Raw genomic sequence first — 22,511 nt, forward strand, 5'->3', positions numbered from 1 at the left:
CATGGCCCGGAGCCTGCGTCCCCTCAGCGTCTACCCGATCACCACCCGAACCCTGGAGGTGCTGCGCGTGGCCGACGTCACCCCCGGCATGCGCCGGGTGACCCTCGGCGGGCCCGAGCTGGCGGCCCACACCGCCGCGAACGGGTACCCCGTGGCGGCGTTCCGCTCCGACGGCTTCGACGACGAAGGCAAGCTGATCCTTCCGCATCCGGATCATCCGGATGCCGCCGGGCCGACGCAGGCGGACGGGGTGCTGAACTGGCCGCACGGCGACGAGCGCCCGCTCGTGCGCACCTACACCGTGCGCCGCTGGGATCCGGTCGCCGGCGAGGTCGACCTCGACTTCGTCAGGCACGGGGTGGGCCCCGCCACGACGTGGGCGTACCGCGTCGCGCCCGGCGAGCGGGTGCAGTGGGCCGGACCGAAGATGTCGGCGCCGCACCCGGCCGGAGCGGACTGGACGCTCGTCGCCGGCGACGAGACGGCGCTGCCGGCGATCGGCCGTTGGCTGGAGGAATGGCCGGACGGTGCACGCGGGCAGGTGTTCATCGAGGTCGCAGACCCCGCGCACCGCCAGCTCGATCTGCCGGTGCCCGACGGCGTCGAACTGACCTGGCTCAGCCGCGACGGCGCCGAGGCCGGCACCACGACGCTGCTGTTCGACGCGATCCGCGACGCCCCGTGGTGGGAGGGGACGGTGTTCGCCTGGGTCGCCGGCGAGACCCTGACGCTCACCCCGATCCGCCGCTGGCTGCGAAACGAGAAGGGCCTGCCGAAGGAGCAGGTCGAGGTCACGGGCTACTGGCGGCGCCAGGAGGTCGTCCTGGACGAATCCGGGGCGCTGGACGTGGAGGCCACCGAGCACGAGAGCGGGGTCTTCCACGAACTGAGCGAACTGGCCCCCGGGTTCGCGCTGCGCGTGGCCGCGACGATCGGGCTCGGCGCGGCGCTCGGCGGCGCGGCCAGATCGGCCACGGAGCTGGCCCGGGTCACGGCAACGGACCCCGCCGGTCTCGGCAGGCTGCTGAGGTATCTGGCATCCCTCGGTGTCGTCGCCACCACCGGCGACGGTGCGTTCGAGTTGACGAGCCTCGGCCGTGAGCTCGAAGACGACGACCACGCCGCGGCGCTCGACCTCGGCGGCTTCCCCGCCCAGCGCGAGCTCGGCGGCCTGCTCGCCCTCCTCGCGGCGGTGCGCACGGGGCGCGGCGACCACGAACGCTGGTTCGGTGCCGACTGGGGCACCCGGAGCGTCGACGATCCGGCGCTGCTCACGGCGCGGGTCGAAGACGACGCCGAGTTCGCCGGCTACGCGGCCGGCGCCCTCGCATCCGCCCCCGTGTTCGCCGGGATCGGCTCGGTGAGCGTGATCGGAACCGCCGCCTCGACGTTCGCCGCCGCACTGGTCGACGCGCACGCCGCGCTGCGGGTGCGCGTCGTCGCGGCGCCCTCCGAGCTGGCGGCGCTGCGGGCTCTGGTGGGCGAGCACGAGCGCGTCGCCTACGCGGCGGGAAGCCCGCTCGTGCGCACCGCCGAGCGGGCGGATGCCGTCCTGCTCGCCGGTGTGCTGCCGACGCTCCCCGACGCCGACGCCGTGCACGTGCTGCGCGAGGCCGCGGCGAGTGTGCACCCGGGTGGTCGGGTGCTCGTGTTCGGCACGATCCTGGACGCCGAGCTCGCCGACGAGCACGACTACGAGGACGACCTGATCCAGTTCGCCCTCACCGGCGGCGGCGCCCGCGATCACGGTGCGCACGAGGAGCTGTTCGCCGCCGCGGGCCTCGGCACGGCGCAGCGCACGACGATCGGCTGGGGTCTCACGCTCTACGCGCTCACGCCCGAAGCAGGATGACGTCCGCGCAGGAGGCGGCCGCCGAGGCGCGGGGCCGGACGTGGCCCGGCATCCGTCTGCCGGTGCTGCTCCAGGCTCCGTCGCGTCCGCGCGCGTCGGCGCCGATCCGCTACGACGGGGTCTCGGCGCCGCGCTTCGCCGTGCGCGTCCTGTTCGCCGCCCGCCGGTTCACCCTGCCGGCCGGAGTGCTCCTGGCGGTGAGCATGGTCGGCGAAGCGCTCGTCCCGGTCATCGTCGGCGCAGCGATCGACCAGGCCATCGCGATCGGCGACCTCGGGCGGCTGCTGTGGTGGCTGGGGGTCCTCGCGGTGGATGTCGCGGTCTTCTCCCTCGCGTTCCGGTTCGGCTCCCGGCTCGGCCTCTACGGGATGCAGCAGGTGCAGCATCGCCTGCGCACCACCGTCACCGACCGGCTCCTGCACCCGGCCGGTGCGGTGCACGGCCAGTCGGACGGCGCCGCGCTGTCGATCGCTACGAGCGATGTCGCCCGGCTGGCGGCCATCATGCAGATCGGGGTGTACCCGGCGGGGGAACTCGCCGCGATCGTGTTCTGCGCCGTGTGGCTGCTCGTGCTCTCCCCCGCGCTGGGCGTCGCGGTGCTGGTGGGCGCGGCGGCGCTGCTGGTGGTGCTGTTCACCGCCGGCGGCCCGTTGCAGCGCCGTGCGCACGCGCAACAGGAGCGCGCCGGCGACGCCGTGGGTCAGGCCGCGGACCTGCTCGCCGGGTACCGGGTCGTCAAGGGGCTGCGGGCCGAGGACGAGGCGACGCGCCGCTACCGGGAGGTCAGCCGCGCCGCGCTGGGCGCCACGCTGCGGGCGAAGGCCGCGCAGGGTCTGTTCCTCGGCGGCACCGACGCGCTGACCGGGGTGTTCACCGCCGCGGTGACCGTGCTCGCCGGGTTCCTCGCGCTGCCTGCCCACCTGGGCGGGGGCGGCCAGCTCGGCGTCGGCGGGCTGATCGCCGCCGTCGGGCTGATCCAGTACCTGGTCGGGCCGCAGACGATGATGCCCGCGAACACCGGCGCCGTCTGGGCCGTCGGGGTCGCCTCCGCCCGCCGCGTCCTGCGCGTGCTGAACGCGCCCGCCGTGCTCGACGCGCCGGATGCCGGCACCCCGGATCCCGGCACCCCGGCGACCGCCGACGTGCCCGTGGTCGCGGCGACGCTGCCGGGACTCACGCTGCGGGTGGAACCGGGTGAGCTCGTCGGGGTGCGCGCCGACCAGGCCAGCGCGGACCGCCTCGTCCGGCTCCTGTCGGCCCGCCCCCGACCGGACGACGAGGGGAGCGTCCTCCTGGGCGGCGCCGCGCTGCCCGCGCTCGGGGTGACCGCGTGGCGGAGCCTGGTGCTGGTCGCCCCGCACCGCTGCGAGCTGTTCGACGGCACCATCGCGTGGAACCTCACCACTCCCGCCGCCGACCCCGCCGGCATCCCGGATGCGCTCGATGCCGCCGCCTGCGGCGACATCCTCGACCTCCTCCCCGACCGGGCCGACACGCCGGTCGGCGAGGGCGGGACACGGCTGTCGGGCGGACAGCGTCAGCGCATCGCCCTCGCCCGCGCCTACGCGGCGTGGGCGCCGGTGCTGGTGCTCCACGAGCCGGCGACCTCCGTCGACGCCGCCACCGAACACCTCATCGCCTCCCGGCTGCGCGGCATCCGTGCCGGGCTGACGACGATCCTCATCAGCGCCTCACCCGCACTCCTGGGAGTCTGCGACCGCGTCGTCACCGCGGAGAGCCGTCCGTGAGCGCCTCGGCATCCTCGCTATCCTCGCCATCCACGGCATCCACGGCATTGCCGGTCGCGAGCGGGCGGCAGACCTTCGCCGTCGCGTGGCGACTGCTCACGCAGCGGCCATGGCAGCTCACCGGCGTCGTCGTCGTGATGCTCGCCGGGGCGGCCACGGGGCTCGTGACCCCGTGGGCGCTGGGGGTGCTGGTCGACCTCGTCGGCGACGGCGCGGCGACCGGGGCCGAGATCTGGGGGCTCGGGGCGGCGATCCTCGCCGCCGCGCTCGTGGCGGCCACGGCGTCAGGCGTCGGCGTCGTGCTCACCGCCCGCCTGTTCGAGACGATGCTCGCGCAGGTGCGCGAAGAGTTCATCGCCCGCGCCCTCACCCTCCCCCAGGGCGTGGTCGAGCGGGCCGGGACGGGCGATCTCGTCTCGCGCGCGAGCGACGACGTCGCCCAGGTCTCCGACGCGATCCCGCAGCTCGTCCCGGCCCTGACCTCGGCGCTGCTGGCCGTCGTGGTCACCGTGGCGGGCATGGGCCTGCTCGACGGACGCTTCGCACTGGCGCTCCTGGTGACCGTGCCCGTCTACGCGCTGACGATCCGCTGGTACCTGCGCACCGCCCCCGCCGTCTACGCCGCCGAGCGCGCCGCGGCGGCCACACGGGCGCACCACGTGCTCGCTTCGCTCCGGGGGCTCGACACCGTGCTCGCCTACCGGCTGTCCGCGGAGCACTCGGGGCGCATCGCGGTCGCATCGTGGGAGGTCGTGCGGTGGGCGCTGCGCGCACGGGTGGTGCAGAACATGCTGGCCGGGCGGCTCAACCTCGCCGAGTACGTCGGCCTCGCCGCGATGCTCGTGACGGCGTTCTGGCTCGTCGACGCCGACCTCGCCACGATCGGCGGAGCCACGACGGCGGTGCTCCTGCTGCTGCGCGTGTTCGCGCCCATCGGGGAGCTCATGTTCGTCATGGACGACGCCCAGGCCGCGGCCGCCGCACTGGCCCGCATCGTCGGGATCACCCGCTCCCCCGCGATGCCGCGCGAGGTGCCGCCCGCGGCATCCGATGCGCCGATCGCCGGCCTGGACCGGGTGAGCTTCGCGTACGACGGCGCCCGGCCCGTGCTCCACGAGATCGAACTGCGGCTTCGTCCCGGCGAACGGGTGGCCCTCGTCGGTGCCTCGGGTGCCGGCAAGACGACGATCGCGGCGCTGTTGGCCGGCATCCACGAACCCACGACCGGCACGATCATCCGGCCGGCACGCACCCTGCTGCTCTCCCAGGAGACGCACGTGTTCGCCGGGACCCTCGCGGAGAACCTGCGCCTTGCCCGCCGGCACGCCACGGATGCCGAACTGGCCGCGGCGCTGGGCCGGGTGCACGCCGGCGGGCTGCTGCAGTCCCTGCGCGACGGGCTCGCGACGCCGCTCGGGCATGGCGGTCACCCGCTCACCGCCGCGCAGGCGCAGCAGCTCGCCCTGGCCCGGCTCGTGCTCGCCGACCCGGAACTCGCGATCCTCGACGAGGCCACCGCCGATGCCGACAGCGCCGACGCCGGCCTGCTCGACCGTGCCGCCGCCGCGGCCGTCGCCGGACGTACGGCGCTGGTCGTCGCGCACCGGCTGTCCCAGGCCGCCGCGTGCGACCGCATCCTCGTGATCGACGGCGGGCGCCTCATCGAGGAGGGTTCCCCCGCGGCGCTCGTCGCCGCCGGCGGGCCGTACGCCCGGCTGTGGGCGGCGTGGAGTGCGGGTCGCGACACCGGCTGACGCCGCGCCCCGGCTGAGCGTCGGGTCTTGCGTCATCCGGCCGAAATCGCGGCCATCCGGGGCGTGGGGCGCGATTTGCGACGGATGACGCGTGCGCGTCGGCGTTCATCCGGCCGAAATCGCGGCTATCGAGGGCCACGGGCGTGATTCGCGACGGATGAAGCGGCCGTGCCGGCCTGACTACGCGGCGCGGATGACGCCGAGCGGCGTGGACTGGTGGCCCTGGCCCAGCGGATTGTCCTTGAGGATGCGGACGAGCCGCTGCTCCCCCGCCTTGTCGAGCGTGGAGCCGAGGATGTTGCCGCCGATGTCGTTGATGTCGACGACGGCGACCTCGGCCTGACCGCCGATCAGCGCCTTCAGGTGCGCGGCGACCTTCGCCGGCTCCTTCGGGCCCAGGACGACCGCCCTGTTGTACGGCGGGATGGTGCCGCTGGTCGGCCCGTCGATCGCGCGCGCCTTGTCGCCGGCGATGCGGTAGAAGTCGCCGCGCCGCCCGAACAGCTTCGTGACGGCGCTGACCGCGGCCGCGAACAGGATGCGGGGCGTGCCGCACTCGCGCAGCGCCATCTCCATCGTCTCGGGCATGCCGAGACCGATGCCGTACGCCGTCTTGGTCACGTACTTCGACAGGAACCGCGCGAGAGCCCGCGGCTGGATCTCGTCGAGCGTGTACGAGCGGCCCTGCGTGATCGCGACGATCTTCTCGGTCACGAACAGGGTGTCGCCGGCGCGCACGAGGCCGGTCGCGTACTCGCTGATGAACGCGTCGAGGTCGTCGCCGGGCATGACGACGCGCGTGCGGATCGGAATCCGCGCGAACGTCGCCCCATCGACGGTGACGGTCAGCGCCTTGCCATCGTTGGGGACGTCGATGCTCATTCGAGGTAGTCCCGCAGCGACTGCGACCGCGACGGATGCCGCAGCTTCGCCATCGTCTTCGACTCGATCTGGCGGATGCGCTCGCGCGTGACGCCGAACGTGTCGCCGATCTGGTCGAGGGTCTTGGGCTGGCCGTCGCCGAGACCGAAGCGCATCCGGATGACGCCCGCCTCGCGCTCGCTCAGCGAGTCGAGCAGCGACTCGAGCTGACGCTGCAGCATCGTGAAGCCCACGGCATCCGCGGGCACGACCGCCTCGGTGTCTTCGATGAGGTCGCCGAACTCGCTGTCGCCGTCCTCGCCGAGCGGAGTGTGCAGCGAGATCGGCTCGCGGCCGTACTTCTGCACCTCGACGACCTTCTCGGGGGTCATGTCGAGTTCGCGGCTGAGCTCTTCGGGCGTGGGCTCGCGACCGAGATCCTGCAGCATCTGGCGCTGCACGCGGGCGAGCTTGTTGATGACCTCGACCATGTGCACCGGGATGCGGATCGTGCGCGCCTGGTCGGCCATGGCGCGGGTGATCGCCTGGCGGATCCACCACGTCGCGTAGGTCGAGAACTTGAACCCCTTCGTGTAGTCGAACTTCTCGACGGCACGGATGAGGCCGAGGTTGCCCTCCTGGATGAGGTCGAGGAACTGCATGCCGCGACCCGTGTACCGCTTGGCGAGCGAGACCACGAGGCGCAGGTTGGCGCCCAGCAGGTGGCTCTTGGCGCGCTGGCCGTCGCGGGCGACCCACTGCAGGTCGAGGCCGAGCTGGTTCGACTTCTCGGCCGGCGACATGTGCGACAGCTTCTCTTCGGCGAACAGGCCCGCCTCGATGCGCATCGCGAGCTCGACCTCTTCGGCCGCGTTCAGCAGCGGCACCTTGCCGATCTGCTTCAGGTAGTCCTTCACGGGGTCGGCGGTCGCGCCGGTGATCTGCGTGGAGTAGACCGGGACGTCGTCCTCGTCGTTGGACGAGATGATGATGGCGCCCGTGGGCAGCGGCTCGCTGAACGCGGGCTTCGTGCTCTCCTCGTCCTCGTCGTCTTCGTCGTCGGACTCGGTCTTCTTGTCGTCCTTCGCGGCGGGGGTGTCGTCGTCATCGGCGTCGATGACGTCGCCCTCGAGCTCGGCCTCGTCGAGTTCGACGTCGTCGTCGATCTCGTTCTCTTCGTCGGATGCCGGCTTCGCCGCCTTCTTGGGCGTCGCCTTGGTCTTCGGGGCGGCCTTGGCCGCAGCGGGCGTCTTGGCCGCGGGGGGCGTCTTGGCCGGCGCGCTCTTGGCGGCCGACTTCTTCGTCGCGGCCGGCGCCGCTGCCGCCGACTCCGCGGCGTCGGCCTCGGCGGCCTTGCGGGAGGCGGTGGTCCGGGTGGTCTTCGTGCCTGAAGTCACGTCGTGCCTTTCACCGGCGGAGGCCGCCGGGTTTTCGGACAGGAGTAAGACCCTTGTCAAGTCCGGAGCGTCCTGGTGGACGCGCCGTCTCGGCAATGGGTCGGACGTCCATTGTCGCATACATGCTCGGTGCGGCTACGCGCAACCCCCTCTTGGGCGGTGTTCGGCGCCGACCGCACGGAGAGGGAACAGCCGAGACCGGGCCGGCATTCCGTCAGCGGCGGCCGCGCAGGTCGTCGCCGCGTTTGTCATCACCGGGCCGACGGTCGGCGAGGAAGCGCTCCAGTTCGGCGGCCAGCTCGTCGGCGCTCGGCAGATCGCCCGTGTGGATGATCGGCTGAGCGAGGGTCGATCCCGCCATGTAGGAGTCGTAGCGCTCCTCCAGGGTGCGCAGCATGGCGGTGAGCTCGTCGTTGCCCGAGACCTGCTCCTCGACCTTCGCGAGGTACTCGCGGTTCTCCTCGCGCACGGCGTCACCGTCGAAGACGAGCCCGGTCGCGACCGACAGGCTGTCCAGGCCCGCCAGCAGCGCCGCCGGGAAGTCGGTGTCGGCGAGATAGTGCGGCACCAGCAGGACGAAGCCGGCCACCGACGCACCGCTCTGGGCGAACCGGTACTCCAGCAGGTGACCGACCGTCGACGGCACCTGCGTGTGCGGCTGCCACACCGAGTGCGCCTTCGTGAGGTCGGCGCGCGTGCCGCTGACCGTCGCGCCGATCGGGCGGGTGTGCGGCACCGGCATGGGGATCGCGTGCACCCACGTGACGGTCGACACCTGCAGCCCCTCGGCCAGGCCCACGACCGTCTCGCTGAACGCCTCCCAGGCGAAGTCGGGCTCGTACCCCGCCAGCAGCACGAACGGCTGCCCCAGCGCGTCGTGGGCCAGCGAGAGCTCGAGCCGCGCCGGCCGGTAGTCGGCGAGGTGGTCGGCGTCGAAGGTGATGAGCGGGCGGCGCGCGCGATAGTCCAGCAGCACGTCCGACGAGAACGCCACGATCGGCGCCGGATCGAGGTCGTCGCGGAACAGCTCGATCATCTGCGAGACGGCTCCCCCGGCGTCGGTGAACCCGGTCAGCACGATCACGAGCGGCAGACCGGACGGGACCGGAGGCGCGGAGGCGACGCGCTCGTAGAGGGGACCGCTGAAGGGCATGACTCCACTGTACGAGCCGGGCGGGACAGCGGGGCGGCATCGCGCTCACAGCGAACAGGCGGCACGAGGCGCCGCTGGCGGCGATGCGGGACGCCGATCGCACGGGCAAACCTAGGATGGAGGTCATGGCGTTTCCCGAGCTGTCGCACTCCACGGTCCCGTTGCGCGAAGCGGAGGCCGACGCGCTGATCCTGGCACTGCCCGCCCTGGATGATCCCGGCTCCGGTGCCGACGGCATCCTCGAAAACTGGCCGGGGCTGCGCGCCGCCCTCACGGCCATCGGGTTCACCGGTGCGGCCGGGGCGTCGGTGCGCGCGTACGCCCCCGAGGCGACCGAGAAGCCGCTGATCGTCGTCGGCACGGGACGAGCGGCGGATGCCGGGACCCTCCGCGACGTCGTCGGCGCCGCCGTGCGCACGACCACCGGCTTCGCCACCCTCGCGATCGCCGCGCCCGCCGCGGGCGCCGACCAGTGGACGCCGGTCGCCGAGGGCGCCGTGCTGGGCGGCTATCGCTTCGACGGGTACAAGTCGGCGCCGGCGCCCGCGCGCGCCACGCACGTCGTCGTGCACTCCCCCGTCGCTGTCGACGACGCCGTCGCGGCGCGGGCGCGCGCCGTCGGCGCGGCGGCCGCGCTCGTGAAGGATCTCGTGCACACGCCGGCCGAGTGGCTCGGCCCGCAAGAGGTCGCCGACGCGTCGGTCGCCGCCGTCGAGGGTCTCGCCGTCGAGGTCGACGTGCTCGACGAGAAGCAGCTCGCCGCGGAGGGGTACGGCGGCATCCTCGGCGTCGGTCAGGGCTCCGACCGGCCGCCGCGCCTCGTCCGGCTCGACTATTCCCCCGCCGGAGCCGAGCGTCACATCGCGCTCGTGGGCAAGGGGATCACCTTCGACACCGGCGGCCTGTCGCTGAAGCCGCCGGCGAGCATGGTCGGGATGAAATACGACATGTGCGGTGCCGCGACGGTGCTCGCCGTCGTGCGCGCCGCAGCGACCCTCGGCCTGCCGGTGCGCGTCACGGGCTGGCTCTGCATCGCCGACAACATGCCGTCGGGTCGCGCGACCCGCCCGGGCGACGTGCTGCGGATGCTCGACGGCACGACCGTCGAGGTGCTCAACACCGACGCGGAGGGGCGCCTGGTGCTGGCCGACGGGCTCGTCGCCGCCAGTCGCCTGCATCCCGACGCGATCGTCGACGTGGCGACTCTCACCGGCGCGATCGCGGTGGCCCTCGGCACGCGCCACACCGGCGTGTTCGGCGACGACGACGCCGTGGCCGCCTACCTGGCCGCCGCCGACCGTACCGACGAGCTCGCCTGGCCCATGCCGCTGCCGCAGCACATGGAGGAAGAGCTCGACTCGCAGATCGCCGACCTGCAGAACGCGAAGATCGGCGACCCGCACGGCGGCGCGCTGTTCGCGGGGCTGTTCCTGCGCAGATTCGTCGGACGCGTCTCGGACGAGCCGGATGCCGCCCGCATCCCGTGGGTGCACCTCGACATCGCCGGCAGCGGCACGGCGAAGACCGCCGCCGGGGCGACCGACAAGGGTCCGACCGCGACGACCGTCCGGTCGCTGCTGGCATTCCTCGAAGGAGATGCACGATGACCGTCCACACGAGCGACCTGGTTGTTCTCGGCGGCGGCTCCGCCGGCTACGCGGCGGGCCTGCGCGCGGCGGGACTCGGCCGCTCGGTCGTGATCGTCGAGCAGGACCGGCTCGGCGGTACGTGCCTGCACCGCGGCTGCATCCCCACCAAAGCACTGCTGCACGCGGCTGAGGTCGCCGACCAGGTGCGCGAGGCGGCATCCGTCGGCGTCGCGGCGTCGTTGAACGGGGTCGACGCCGCCGCCCTGCGGTCGTTTCGCGAGGGCATCGTCGCCAAGAAGTTCACAGGCCTCGAAGGGCTCGTCAGGGCGCGCGGGATCACCGTCGTCGCGGGTTCCGGACGCCTCGTGGTGGATGCCGACGGCCCCGCCGTCGCGGTCGGCGACGACCTGTACCGGGGCACCGACGTCGTCCTGGCGACGGGGTCGTACACGCGCACCCTGCCCGGTCTGGAGCTCGGCGGCCGCGTCATCGGCAGCGAGCAGGCGCTGGAGCTCGGCGAGATCCCGGCATCCGTGGTCGTCCTCGGCGGCGGGGTCATCGGCGTCGAGTTCGCGAGCGCGTGGCGGTCGCTGGGCGCCGACGTGACGATCGTCGAGGCGCTTCGAGCACCTCGTCCCCAATGAGGACGTGGCACTCAGCAAGGCGCTCGAGCGGGCGTTCCGCAAGCGCGGCATCGCGTTCCGGCTCGGCGTGCGCTTCGCGTCGGTCGCGCAGACGGATGCCGGCGTCACGGTGTCGCTCGAAGACGGCACCGAACTGGCGGCCGACCACCTGCTCGTCGCCGTCGGCCGCGGGCCCGCGACGCAGGGACTCGGCTACGAGGAAGCCGGCGTGACGCTCGACCGCGGGTTCGTCGTCGTCGACGAGCGCCTGCGCACCACCGCGGCGCACGTGTGGGCGGCCGGCGACATCGTGCCCGGGCTGCAACTGGCGCACCGCGGGTTCCAGCAGGGCATCTTCGTGGCGGAGGAGATCGCGGGGCTGAACCCCGTCGCCGTCCCCGAGCACACGATCCCGCGCATCACCTACTCGCACCCCGAGGTCGCCTCGGTGGGGCTGACCGAGGCGCAGGCGCGCGAGGCGCACGGAGATGCCGTCGCGACCTACGAGTACAACCTCGCCGGCAACGGCCGCAGCGAGATCCTCGGCACGTCGGGCATCGTGAAAGTCGTGCGGGTCGCCGACGGCCCCGTCGTCGGCGTGCACCTGGCCGGCGACCGCGTCGGAGAGCTCATCACCGAGGGGCAGCTCGCGGTCGGCTGGGAGGCGCATCCCGAAGACATCGCGCCGTTCCTGCACGGCCACCCGACGCAGAGCGAGGCGCTCGGCGAGGCGTTCCTCGCGCTCGCGGGCAAGCCGCTGCACGCGTTGTGACCGATGCCGCAATGACCGGCTTCCGCCGACGCGCGAAACCCCGAAGCTCCCCCGATAGGCGGTGCGCGCCACCCGCAGCATGCCGCGACCGCAGCGCGCGCCGCTCGCGCCGCGACCGCGACCGCCGCGCACGCCGCGCCCGAAGCGCCCGCCGCGCCCGAAGCGCACGAAGCGCACGCCGCGCCCGAAGCGACCGCAGCCACCTCGCCGAGATTCGGACGCTTCAAGCGTCCGAAACAGCGTTCAGGGGAGTTTTGGACGCTTCAAGCGTCCGAAACTCACCGACGAGCCGACGGGCCGGCGGGCCGACGGGCCGGCGAGTCGGCGGGCCGGGGCGGAGTCGCCGAGCGGGTGCTGTCGGCGGTCTTCTCGCGCGCCGCGACCGCGACCGAAGCGCGCGCCGCGACCGCAGCCACCTCGCCGAGTTTCGGACGCTTCAAGCGTCCGAAACAGCGTTCAGGGGAGTTTTGGACGCTTCAAGCGTCCGAAACTCACCGGTGGGCCGGCGGGCCGGCGGGTCGGCGAGTCGGCGGGCCGGTGGGTCGCGCCGGTGCGGAGTCGGTGGGCCGGCGAGTCGGTGGGCCGGCGGGTCGGCGAGCTGACGGGTCGGCGAGTCGGCGGGCCGGGGCGGAGTCGGCGGGCCGGGGCGGAGTCGCCGAGCGGGCGCTGTCGGCGGTCTTCTCGCGCGCGGCGCAGTGCACGTGCACGTGCACGAGCGTGTCGGACACGATCCGTCGGGGGGCGACACGCGAGAGGATGCGCGTCCACGACGAGCGGGATCGTCGCTTCGAACGGGATCCAGATCGGCGCAATGATCGATGATGGGTCGGCGGACACGAGGGCTCCGGTTGACGCACGAGATCTTCACGCGTCCGTGCGTGACAGGCCTCGTGCCCGTGCCACGCCACCGCCACACCTCCACCTCTCGGCGAAACCCCTAAGGTAGAAAGCGGACATCGCACTTCTTGAAGGAGAGACAGTCATGAGCACATCCGTGGTCCTCCCCGCGCTCGGTGAGAGCGTCACCGAGGGAACGGTCACCCGTTGGCTCAAGAAGGTCGGTGACACGATCCAGGCCGACGAGGGCCTGCTCGAGATCTCGACCGACAAGGTCGACACCGAGATCCCCTCGCCGGTCAGCGGCGTCATCGAGGAGATCCTCGTGCAGGAAGACGAGACCGTCGAGGTCGGCGCCGTCCTGGCGAAGATCGGCGATGGCTCCGGTGCCGCGGCGCCCGCCGAGGATGCTGCTCCTGCAGCCCCGGCTGCCCCCGAGCCCGCCGCAGAGGCGCCGGCTCCCGCGGCGGCCGAGCCGGCTGCCCCGGCCGCACCTGCGGCGTCGGCCGATGCGCAGGACGTCGTGCTCCCCGAACTCGGCGAGAGTGTGACCGAGGGCACCGTCACGCGCTGGCTCAAGCAGGTCGGCGATGCGGTCGCGGTCGACGAGCCGCTGCTGGAGATCTCGACCGACAAGGTCGACACCGAGATCCCCTCGCCCGTCGCCGGAACGCTGCAGGAGATCCTCGTGTCCGAGGACGAGACCGTCGCCGTCGGAGCGACGCTGGCGCGGATCGGCTCGGGCGCCCCGGCGCCCGCGGAGGCTCCCGCCGCACCGGCTGCGCCGGCTCCTGAGGCCGCTCCCGCCGCCGCGGCTCCGGCCCCCGCCGAGGCTCCGGCCCCCGCCGAGGCTCCGGCTCCCGCCGCCGCCGCTCCCGCAGAGGCTCCGGCCGCAGCCGCGGTGCCGGCCGCGCCGACCTTCGTGGCATCCGCCGACGACGACGTCACCACCTATGTCACGCCGCTCGTGCGCCGCCTCGCGCAGCAGCAGGGCGTCGACCTCGCGTCGGTCGCCGGCACCGGCGTGGGTGGTCGCATCCGCAAGGAGGACGTGCTCAAGGCCGCCGAGGCCGCCAAGAGCGCCGCCGCCGCGCCGGCCGCCGCGCCGGCCGCGGCGCCTGCCGCCGCACCCGCGGAGGTCTCGCCCCTGCGCGGCACGACGCAGCCGTTCTCGCGCCTGCGCAAGGTGCTCGCCGAGCGCGCCGTCGCGTCGATGCAGCAGACGGCCCAGCTGACGACGGTCGTGAAGGTCGACGTGACGAAGGTTGCGGGCCTGCGCACGGCCGTGCAGGCCGACTTCGTCGCCAAGACCGGCGGGAAGCTCTCGTTCCTGCCGTTCTTCGTCCTCGCGGCCGCCGAGGCGCTGCAGACGTACCCCGTGATCAACGCGACGGTCGACGGCACCGACATCGTCTACCCGGCCACCGAGAACATCGCCATCGCCGTCGATACCGAGCGGGGGCTTCTCACGCCGGTGCTGCGCGACGCGGCCTCGAAGAACCTGGCGCAGATCTCCGGAGAGATCGCCGACCTCGCCGCCCGCACCCGCGACAACAAGCTCAAGCCCGACGAGCTGGCCGGCGGCACCTTCACGGTGACCAACACCGGCTCGCGCGGCGCGCTGTTCGACACGCCCGTCGTGTTCCTGCCGCAGTCGGCGATTCTCGGCACGGGCGCCGTCGTCAAGGAGCCGGGCGTCGTGACCGTCGACGGCAAGGACGCGATCTCGGTGCGCTCGTACGTGTATCTCGCGCTGTCGTACGACCACCGCATCGTCGACGGTGCCGACGCGGCCCGCTTCCTCGGTGCCGTCAAGGCGCGCCTCGAGGCGGCGGAGTTCACGGGGAACCTGGGCATCTGACAGCACAGATCATGGCTGATCGGCGAGGTCGTAGACGTCGCGGATCAGCCATGATCCGTTTGCGCTGACGAGCACGAGCGCCTGCGTCGGATAGCCGGCCGCGGCGACGCGGTACACCGCGACGCCGCCGTACTCGTCGAGCAGGGCGAGCTCGCGCTCGGCATCCGTCGCTCCCGCCGCGCCGGTCGGCAGCGGCGCCGCAGCGTCCTCCATGACGCCGGGACACGATACCGCGGCCGCGCGGGCGCATGCCGTCAGGGCGTCGAGTACGGCGTGGACATCGGTCGTCGAGGCATCGGGGCCACCCGCACCGGCGTCCACCGGCGTGGCGTCAGGAGCCTCACCCGGCGACGCCGATTCGGACGGGGCGGGGGCCGACGTGGGGGCCTGAGACGATACGGCGACCGCGTCGGGCGCGTCGTCAGGCCACCACGCGCCCAGCGCGAGCACGGTGGCGGCAGCGGCCGCCGCGACGACCAGCGGCAGACGGCGGCGCCGCGGCCGCTCGCCGCCGGCCGGGTCTCCCCCGGTCGCCGGTTCGCTCCTGCGCGCTGCCTGCCGTCGGCGATCCCGCCGGGGCGGCGCGGCCAGCATCCCGCGCACGGCGCCGACCGCAGCCGCGGTACGGGCGCCGAGGTCGTGATCGGCGAATCGTCCGACCCAGGCGCCGATGCTTCGCGATGCGGCATCCGGCTTGTCGTCTCGGAGGCGCACGCGTGCGGATGCCCCGGCGGGCAGAGTGTCCACCCGTCGCGGCACAGGTTCCCGGTCGAGCCACGAAGCGAGCGCGCCGTGCGGGCCGCGGATGCCGGGCGGGCCGAGCGGCGCCGGCTCGTGCGCCGCGAACAGGGCGTCTTCGCACGCGTCGGCATCGGCACGGGCGACCCGCTCCTGCAGCACGAGGTCGCGCACCCGCGCCAGTGCGTCGGCCAGCCGCGGACCCGCGGCGCGCTCGAGCGTCGTGAGCAGGTCGGCCGCCTCGGCATCCCACGGCGACTGTCCGCCGGCGGCCAGCACGGGACGCCCGGAGTCGTCGCACCACCACGACCCGCACGACAGACCCTGGGTGCGCGCCTCGCACGCTCCGCGCAGGATGCTGACCGCGAGTGTGACGGCCTCACCCGGGCCGATGGCGGCCTCGGCGACGCAGGCGCCGAGGCGCTGCGGACAGTGCGGCACGAGTGCCGCGTGCCCTCCCGGAACCCGCGCGAGGTCGAGCGGAGCCAGGAGGTGCCCGTCGGCCGCCGCCCGCCACACCTCGACCGGGACGGTGCCGGCATCCACCCACACGCGCGGCGGCTCGCCGGCGCGCAGCACCCCCGGGTAGGGCGCTTCGTCGGCGCGCAGGCGACGCAAGAGGGGCGGCGGGTCGAGCAGGGCCGGGGCATCCATCCCCCGAGTGTGCTCCCGCCGCGGGGGCTCCGTAGGCCGAATCGGACGATCTGTGGAGAGATCCCGAGATTGGTCTCCTGTGCAGGAGGTCGTGCAGAGCGGACGCCGGGCGCGCGCCCCGGTAGGCTGGAGGGCATGTCATCCCGCAGCACGGCGCCCGACAAGCGCCCCAATCTCTTCCGGCAGATCCGCTCTCTGTACACCTTCACGCACGCCGAGTTCGCGTGGCTGCCGTGGGTGCTCATCGCGGTCATCCTGGGGGGCATCGCCGTCGGCGTGCTGCCCGGCCTGCTGATCCCGCCGTTCCAGATCTGGAGTGTCATCCTCTGGAGCGTCTTCGGCCTGATGTTCGGCATCCTGATGGCGATGCTGCTGCTTACGCGCCTGTCGTCGAAGGCGATGTACATCAAGCTCGACGGCATGCCCGGTGCGGCCGGTCACGTGCTGTCGACCGGGCTCGGACGCCACTGGGTCGCCTCGGACATGCCGGTGGGCGTGAACCCCAAGACGCAGGATGCCGTCTACCGCGTCATCGGCCGCGGCGGCGTCGTGATCGTCGGCGAGGGCGCCCGCGGGCGGCTCACGCGCCTCGTCAACGACGAGAAGATGAAGGTGCAGCGCGTGGCCTCCGGCGTGCCGATCAACGTGCTCTACATCGGGCACGGCGAGGGCGACGTGCCGATCTCGAAGCTCACGTCGACCGTGAAGGCGTTCCCGCGCACGGTGGATGCCGCCACCATGGCGGCCGTCGTCAAGCGCGTCGATTCGGTGTCGCAGTCGCTGACGTCGCTGCCGATCCCGAAGGGCATCGACCCGATGAGAGCCCGCGCGCCGCGACCCCGGTAGGCCGGCGCACGCGTGCCGGCATCCGGTCAGGCGCGAACGAGGACGGTACCGGCGGCCTTGTCGTGCAGTCCGCGCTGATCGGCATCCCAGATCACGGCCGGAATCACCAGCACGAGCAGCGCCGTGCGCACGACGGGGCGCCACAGCCCCGCCCAGCCACCGTGAAGCAACTGCAGGCGCAGGCCGACGAGCCGATGGCCGGGGCTGCCGCCCGCCGTCGGGATGAACACGATCTGCACCGCGGCGAAGATCGCGAGCGTCGCGAACGAGTCGTAGGCGAAGAAGGCGATCGAGATGATCACCGCGGCGGCCCAGTCGACCGCGAGCGCCGCGATGCGCCTGCCCGGGCGAGCGATGCTCCCGCGGCCGGTCGCAGGCACGCCCAGACGTTCGCCGGGGTAGGTATTGTCGGGAACGGACGCCATCACCGCCTCAGCCTACCGGGCCGTAACATCCCCGAAACACGGGTTTACGGCAGGGCAACCGGCTCCCGATAGCGTCAACCCGAGCCTGACGTCATCAGGCGCGTTCCGCACCCGATCTTGGAGACTCCATGTTCAAAGATTCATCCGAGGTGCTGAAGTTCATCAAGGACGAGGACGTCAAGTTCCTCGACATCCGTTTCACGGACCTCCCTGGTGTGCAGCAGCACTTCAACATCCCCGCCTCGACCGTCGACGAGGAGTTCTTCACGGTCGGCCAGCTGTTCGACGGCTCGTCGATCCGCGGCTTCGCGAACATCCACGAGTCCGACATGCAGCTGATCCCGGACGTGTCGACGGCATACCTCGACCCGTTCCGTGAGGCGAAGACGCTCATCATGCTCTTCGACATCTACAACCCGCGCAACGGTGAGATCTACGCCAAGGACCCGCGTCAGGTCGCCAAGAAGGCCGAGAAGTACCTCGCCTCCACCGGCATCGCCGACACCGCGTTCTTCGCGCCGGAGGCGGAGTTCTACATCTTCGACGACGTGCGCTACGAGGTCAAGCAGAACGCCTCGTTCTACAGCGTCGACTCCGAAGAGGGCGCCTGGAACACCGGCCGCGCCGAGGAGGGTGGCAACCTCGCGAACAAGACCCCGTACAAGGGCGGGTACTTCCCTGTCTCGCCGGTCGACAAGACGGCCGACCTGCGCGACGACATCTCGCTCAAGCTCATCGAATCGGGGCTCATCCTCGAGCGTGCGCACCACGAGGTCGGCACGGGTGGCCAGCAGGAGATCAACTACCGCTTCGACACGATGGTGCACGCGGCCGACGACATCCTCAAGTTCAAGTACATCGTCAAGAACGTGGCCGAAGAGTGGGGCAAGGTCGCGACCTTCATGCCCAAGCCGCTGTTCGGCGACAACGGCTCGGGCATGCACACCCACCAGTCGCTGTGGCTCGACGGCAAGCCGCTGTTCTACGACGAGAAGGGCTACGGCGGTCTGTCCGACCTCGCCCGCTGGTACATCGGCGGCCTCCTCGCCCACGCCCCGGCGGTGCTCGCCTTCACCAACCCGACGCTGAACTCCTACAAGCGCCTGGTCAAGGGCTACGAGGCTCCGGTCAACCTGGTCTACTCGGCAGGCAACCGCTCGGCGGCCATCCGCATCCCGATCACCGGCTCGAACCCGAAGGCCAAGCGCATCGAGTTCCGCGCGCCGGATGCCTCGGGCAACCCCTACCTCGCCTTCGCGGCGCAGATGATGGCGGGCCTGGACGGCATCAAGAACCGCATCGAGCCGCACGAGCCGGTCGACAAGGATCTCTACGAGCTCCCCCCGGAGGAGGCCAAGAACATCCCGCAGGTGCCGAACTCGCTGCTCGACTCGCTGGAGGCGCTGCGCGCCGACCACGAATTCCTGCTCGCGGGTGGCGTGTTCACGCCGGAGCTGATCGAGACCTGGATCGAGTACAAGATCGAGAACGAGATCACCCCGCTCAACGCCCGCCCGCACCCGTTCGAGTACGAGCTGTACTTCGGGGTGTAGTTCCGCGCACGCCAAAGAGCTCCCCTCCGCGTCCTCTCGGATGCGAAGGGGAGCTCTTGTGTGCTGGCGGGTCAGGCCTCGGCGGTCTGTCGGCGCGCCTCGATCGCGTCGGCGCCGTAGAGCTCGGGATGGCGCGCCTTGAAGGCGAGCGAGTCGCGCACGTTCTTCTGTACGACGACCGTCGCGAACACCGCCATCGCGAAGGTCATGCCGTACAGGCCGTTCTCGCTCGGCAGGAGCGGGCTGTTCCACAGACCCCAGGCGAGCATCGCGATGCTGATGCCGAGCCCGAGCCAGGACACGCCGAGGTAGATCGTCGTGACGGGGACGCCCTCGTGGCGGTCGCGCACGGACTTCTGCAGACCGACCGCGCTGACGAGGCCGAAGAAGAAGGCGCCAAGGAAGAACCCCTTCTCGAAGGGATCCATCTCGGCGCGCCACAGGCTCACGAAGTAGACGACGACCGCGAGGGCGAGCGCCACCCAGGCGGCGCCGACGAAGGCGGGGGTGGGCTTGCCGAACTGATCACGCTGGGCTTCGGGCTCGTACATGAGAACTCTCCTCGCTGCCGCCAGGCTCCGGTGGATCCGCTCCTGGGTCTGTTGGAGTCATGCTATCGATGGAAATATTCCTTGTCGTTCATGCACAACGCTGACGCGTGGCGCCGAGTCGCACGGCGCCGGGATGTTGCGCGCCGCATCCCTCGAAAACAGGAGATTCACCCAGAACAGGACGTGTTGACGTCAACCTGTCCTGTACCGGCGTCTTCTCCTGTTTTCGCTCACGAGGTGCGGGTGTGCACTCACGAGGTGGGGCGGAGCGGATGCCGGCGGTCAGCCGTAGAACAGCTTCTCGAACGCGCTGCGGGCACGGCGGGCGGTGCGCAGCCACTCCTCCTCGACGAGCGTCGCCGAGCGGGGCGGATACTCCAGCAGCCGCCCGATGCCGTCGAGCTTGCCGCGGTCGGTCGGCAGCACGTCGCTGGTCTGCCCCGACAGCAGCGTGTTCGCCGACCGCAGCCGGCTCGCCAGGCGCCAGGCCGCGGTGAGACGCTCGGCGGCGGCATCCGGCACGAACCCGGCCTCGCGCGCGGCCTCCAGCGCGTCGAGCGTGGAGGTCGTCTGCAGCGCCGGCACGGCGCGTGCGTGCGCGTGCTGCAGCAGCTGCACGAGCCACTCGAGGTCGCTGAGGCCGCCCGGGCCGAGCTTGAGGTGGCGCGAACGGTCGATGCCCTGCGGCAGCCGCTCGCTCTCGACGCGCGCCTTGATCCGCTTGATCTCGCGCAGATCCTGCAGCGCTACCTGGGCCGGGTAGCGCACGTCGTCGGCCAGTTCCATGAATCTGCGGATGAGGGTCACGCTGCCCGCGACGCCGCGCGCGCGCAGCAGCGCCTGCGCCTCCCACGACAGCGACCAGCGTCGGTAGTACTCCGCGTACGACTCCAGCGACCGCACGAGCGGACCGTTGCGGCCCTCGGGGCGCAGGTCGGCGTCGAGTTCGAACGGCACCCGGTGGTCCTCCGAGTGCGTGCGGATGCCGGCCACCAGCTTCAACGCCAGCTCGTGCGCGCGCTGGGGGTCGACATCGCCCGCGTCGTAGACGTACAGGATGTCGGCATCCGACCCGAACCCGAGCTCGGCTCCCCCGAACCGCCCCATCGCGATCACCGCGAACCGGAACGACTCCTCGTCCGCAGCGACCACCTCGCGGCGCACGGCGCGCAGCGTCGCCTGGATCGTCACCTCGCTCACCGAGGTCAGGCCCAGCGCGAGCTCGTCGATCGTCAGGGTGCCGAGAATCGCGCCCAGCGCGAGGCGCAGCAGCTCGCGGCGACGCAGGGCCCGCACGGATCGCATCGCGTCGCCCACGGTCTCGTGCCGCGTCTGGATCGCCCGGGCCTCTTCCTGCAGCGCGACCCCCGTGCGCGGGCGCAGCTGCTCCTCCGCGTCGAGCCAGGCGACCGACTCGGGGATCCACTCCATCAGCTCGCCGACATAGCGCGAGCCCGACAGCACGCGGGTGAGCCGCTCGGCCGCGCCCGACGAGTCGCGCAGCATCCGCTGGAACCACGGGGTGTCACCGAGCCGCTCGCTGACCCGGCGGAACGCCAGCAGCCCGTAGTCGGGGTCGACGCCGTCGGCGAACCAGCGGATCATGACGGGCATGAGGTGCCGCTGGATGCTCGCCTTGCGGCTGAGACCGCCGGTCAGGGCGCCGATGTGGCGCAGGGCGCCGGCCGGGTCGCGGAACCCGATCGCGGCGAGCCGGTCGTGCGCCTGTGCGGCGGAGAGCTGATGCTCCTCGGCGGGCAGGGCCGCCACGGCCGACAGCAGCGGCCGGTAGAACAGCCGCACGTGGATCTCGCGGACCTCGCGCTTGATGCCCTCCCACAGCTCCCACACCGCCGTGCCGCTGTCGGCGAGGCGCGACGCGCGCGCGAGCACCCGCAGCCCCTCCTCGGTCTGCGGCATGAGATGCGTGCGGCGCAGATCACGCAGCTGCATGCGGTGCTCCAGCACCCGTAGCATGCGGTAATCGCGGGCGAAGGTCGTGGCCTCGCCGCGCCCGATGTAGCCCGCCCGCACGAGCGCGTCGAGCGCGTCGAGGGTGCCGCGCTGGCGGATCTGGTCGTCGGTCAGCCCGTGCACGAGCTGCAGCAGCTGCACGGTGAACTCGATATCACGGATGCCGCCGGGCCCGAGCTTCAACTGGTACGGCACGTCGGCGGCCGGAATGTGCTCGGTGACGCGCTCGCGCATGCGCTGCACGCTGTCGACGAAGTTCTCGCGGGCCGCGCTCGTCCACACCTTCGGCTGGACGGCGGCGACGTATTCCTCGCCGAGCATACGATCGCCGGCGAGGGGTCTGGCCTTCAGCAGCGCCTGGAACTCCCAGCTCTTCGCCCACCGGTCGTAGTACGACAGGTGCGAGTCGAGGCTGCGCACGAGCGCGCCCTGCTTGCCCTCCGGGCGGAGATTGGCGTCGACCTCCCACAGCGGCGGCTCGATCTCGATGCCGGAGATGCCGCGCATCGTCTGCACGGCCAGGCGCGTCGCGATGTCGATGACCCGGCTCTCGCCCAGCTGCGCGACCAGCTCGTCGGTGCCGCCGCCGACGAAGATGACGTCGACGTCGCTGACGTAGTTGAGCTCGCGGGCGCCGGTCTTGCCCATGCCGATGATGGCGAGGCGGGTCTGCGCCACCTGCTCGCGCGGGAACAGTCCCCCGGCACCGCCGGAGGACACCCGCGTGCGCGCGACGCACAGCGACGCCTCCAGCGCGGCGCCCGCGGCATCCGCGAGGGCCGCGGCGACCGCGGGCAGCACCTCCACGGGATCGTCCGCCGAGAGGTCGAACGCCGCGATGCGCGCCAGCAGGCGCCGATAGCGCACGCGCAGGGCGACCCAGCCGCTCTCGTCGCCCGTCGCGGCGAAGCCCTCGGCATCCATCCCCACGGCGGCGCACAGTTCGTCGTGCAACTCGTCGGCCGTGGGCAGTCCGGTGCCTCGCGGGGGCACCTCGGCGAGCTCTTCGGGATGCCGCAGGTAGAAGTCGGCGAACCCGCTGGAGGCCCCCAGGAGACGCCACAGCGTCGGGCCGACCCGCCGCAGCGCGGCGCCGACCGCCGCGGGGTCGCGCCGCGCGACGCGGGCGAGCGCGGCCAGTGCGGCATCGGGGTCGGAGGCCGCATCGGCGCCGTCGAGGATCTCCTCGCGCGTGAGCGCGAGGGTCTCGGACAGCTCCGTCAGCAGCCCGTCGGCGTCACCGAGGCTGCCGAATCCGGCGCGGGCCAGCGTCGTGCGCGCCTGTGGCGTGCGCCCCGCTGCGCGTTCGCTCGACGACATGGG

General features: G+C 72.4%; 14 protein-coding genes and 1 pseudogene. 8 read left to right on the forward strand and 7 right to left on the reverse strand.

Going from position 1 to position 22,511, the window contains the following annotated elements; genetic code table 11:
- Position 1 precedes the first annotated feature (1 nt).
- Genes QM720_RS12135 through QM720_RS12145 form a run of 3 tightly spaced genes read left to right on the forward strand, consistent with a single transcriptional unit; the run spans position 2 to position 5,354 of the window.
- A complete protein-coding gene (locus QM720_RS12135) occupies positions 2-1,852 on the forward strand; it encodes an SIP domain-containing protein (RefSeq protein ID WP_415126869.1) in 1,851 nt (616 codons plus the stop codon).
- Positions 1,849-3,600, forward strand: coding sequence for an ABC transporter transmembrane domain-containing protein (locus tag QM720_RS12140; protein WP_415126872.1), 1,752 nt, complete (start codon positions 1,849-1,851; stop codon positions 3,598-3,600). The genes QM720_RS12135 and QM720_RS12140 overlap by 4 nt, the downstream gene beginning before the upstream one ends.
- A complete protein-coding gene (locus QM720_RS12145; RefSeq protein ID WP_415126874.1) occupies positions 3,597-5,354 on the forward strand; it encodes an ABC transporter ATP-binding protein in 1,758 nt (585 codons plus the stop codon). Before QM720_RS12140 ends, QM720_RS12145 begins: the two co-directional genes overlap by 4 nt.
- 180 nt (positions 5,355-5,534) lie before the next feature.
- Here the strand turns inward: QM720_RS12145 and QM720_RS12150 are convergent, their stop codons facing one another.
- The 3 genes from QM720_RS12150 to QM720_RS12160 form a co-directional block, all read right to left on the reverse strand.
- Positions 5,535-6,236, reverse strand: coding sequence for a coenzyme F420-0:L-glutamate ligase (locus QM720_RS12150; protein ID WP_415126876.1), 702 nt, complete (start codon positions 6,234-6,236; stop codon positions 5,535-5,537).
- On the reverse strand, positions 6,233-7,612 hold the full coding sequence (locus tag QM720_RS12155) for an RNA polymerase sigma factor (protein WP_415126878.1): 1,380 nt from the start codon (positions 7,610-7,612) through the stop codon (positions 6,233-6,235). Before QM720_RS12155 ends, QM720_RS12150 begins: the two co-directional genes overlap by 4 nt.
- Before the next feature lie 214 nt (positions 7,613-7,826).
- Positions 7,827-8,765, reverse strand: a complete 939-nt coding sequence (locus QM720_RS12160) for a proteasome assembly chaperone family protein (protein ID WP_415126880.1) — start codon at positions 8,763-8,765, stop codon at positions 7,827-7,829.
- Between the two features lie 125 nt (positions 8,766-8,890).
- On the opposite strand from QM720_RS12160, the gene QM720_RS12165 reads away from it, so the two are divergent.
- The 3 genes and pseudogenes from QM720_RS12165 to sucB all read left to right on the forward strand — a co-directional run bounded on the left by QM720_RS12165 (position 8,891) and on the right by sucB (position 14,447).
- The gene (locus tag QM720_RS12165; RefSeq protein WP_415126882.1) at positions 8,891-10,372 is read left to right on the forward strand and encodes a leucyl aminopeptidase; all 1,482 of its coding nucleotides are present in this window, start codon (positions 8,891-8,893) and stop codon (positions 10,370-10,372) included.
- A pseudogene (gene lpdA / locus QM720_RS12170) lies at positions 10,369-11,749 on the forward strand (dihydrolipoyl dehydrogenase). Before QM720_RS12165 ends, lpdA begins: the two are co-directional and overlap by 4 nt.
- A 982-nt stretch (positions 11,750-12,731) precedes the next feature.
- Positions 12,732-14,447: a 2-oxoglutarate dehydrogenase, E2 component, dihydrolipoamide succinyltransferase gene (gene sucB / locus QM720_RS12175; RefSeq protein ID WP_415126884.1), complete on the forward strand. Its 1,716-nt coding sequence runs from the start codon at positions 12,732-12,734 to the stop codon at positions 14,445-14,447.
- 9 nt (positions 14,448-14,456) lie between these two features.
- Here the strand turns inward: sucB and QM720_RS12180 are convergent, their stop codons facing one another.
- Positions 14,457-15,839 carry a hypothetical protein gene (locus tag QM720_RS12180; RefSeq protein WP_415126886.1) on the reverse strand — a complete coding sequence of 461 codons (1,383 nt, stop codon included), beginning with the start codon at positions 15,837-15,839 and terminating at the stop codon, positions 14,457-14,459.
- A gap of 135 nt (positions 15,840-15,974) precedes the next feature.
- Between QM720_RS12180 and QM720_RS12185 the strand changes: the two genes are divergently transcribed.
- The gene (locus QM720_RS12185) at positions 15,975-16,685 is read left to right on the forward strand and encodes a DUF4191 domain-containing protein (protein WP_415126887.1); all 711 of its coding nucleotides are present in this window, start codon (positions 15,975-15,977) and stop codon (positions 16,683-16,685) included.
- Between the two features lie 26 nt (positions 16,686-16,711).
- Here the strand turns inward: QM720_RS12185 and QM720_RS12190 are convergent, their stop codons facing one another.
- On the reverse strand, positions 16,712-17,110 hold the full coding sequence (locus QM720_RS12190; RefSeq protein ID WP_415126889.1) for an RDD family protein: 399 nt from the start codon (positions 17,108-17,110) through the stop codon (positions 16,712-16,714).
- 128 nt (positions 17,111-17,238) lie between these two features.
- On the opposite strand from QM720_RS12190, the gene glnA reads away from it, so the two are divergent.
- Positions 17,239-18,663, forward strand: coding sequence for a type I glutamate--ammonia ligase (gene glnA, locus QM720_RS12195; RefSeq protein WP_415126891.1), 1,425 nt, complete (start codon positions 17,239-17,241; stop codon positions 18,661-18,663).
- A gap of 71 nt (positions 18,664-18,734) precedes the next feature.
- Here glnA and yiaA read toward each other — a convergent pair whose 3' ends face one another.
- Both yiaA and QM720_RS12205 read right to left on the reverse strand, forming a co-directional pair.
- On the reverse strand, positions 18,735-19,214 hold the full coding sequence (gene yiaA / locus QM720_RS12200; protein ID WP_415126893.1) for an inner membrane protein YiaA: 480 nt from the start codon (positions 19,212-19,214) through the stop codon (positions 18,735-18,737).
- A gap of 282 nt (positions 19,215-19,496) precedes the next feature.
- Positions 19,497-22,508, reverse strand: a complete 3,012-nt coding sequence (locus QM720_RS12205; protein WP_415126895.1) for a bifunctional [glutamine synthetase] adenylyltransferase/[glutamine synthetase]-adenylyl-L-tyrosine phosphorylase — start codon at positions 22,506-22,508, stop codon at positions 19,497-19,499.
- Positions 22,509-22,511 lie beyond the last annotated feature (3 nt).

Origin of the sequence: Microbacterium sp., assembly GCF_047602155.1 — a bacterium.
Lineage (GTDB): Bacteria > Actinomycetota > Actinomycetes > Actinomycetales > Microbacteriaceae > Microbacterium.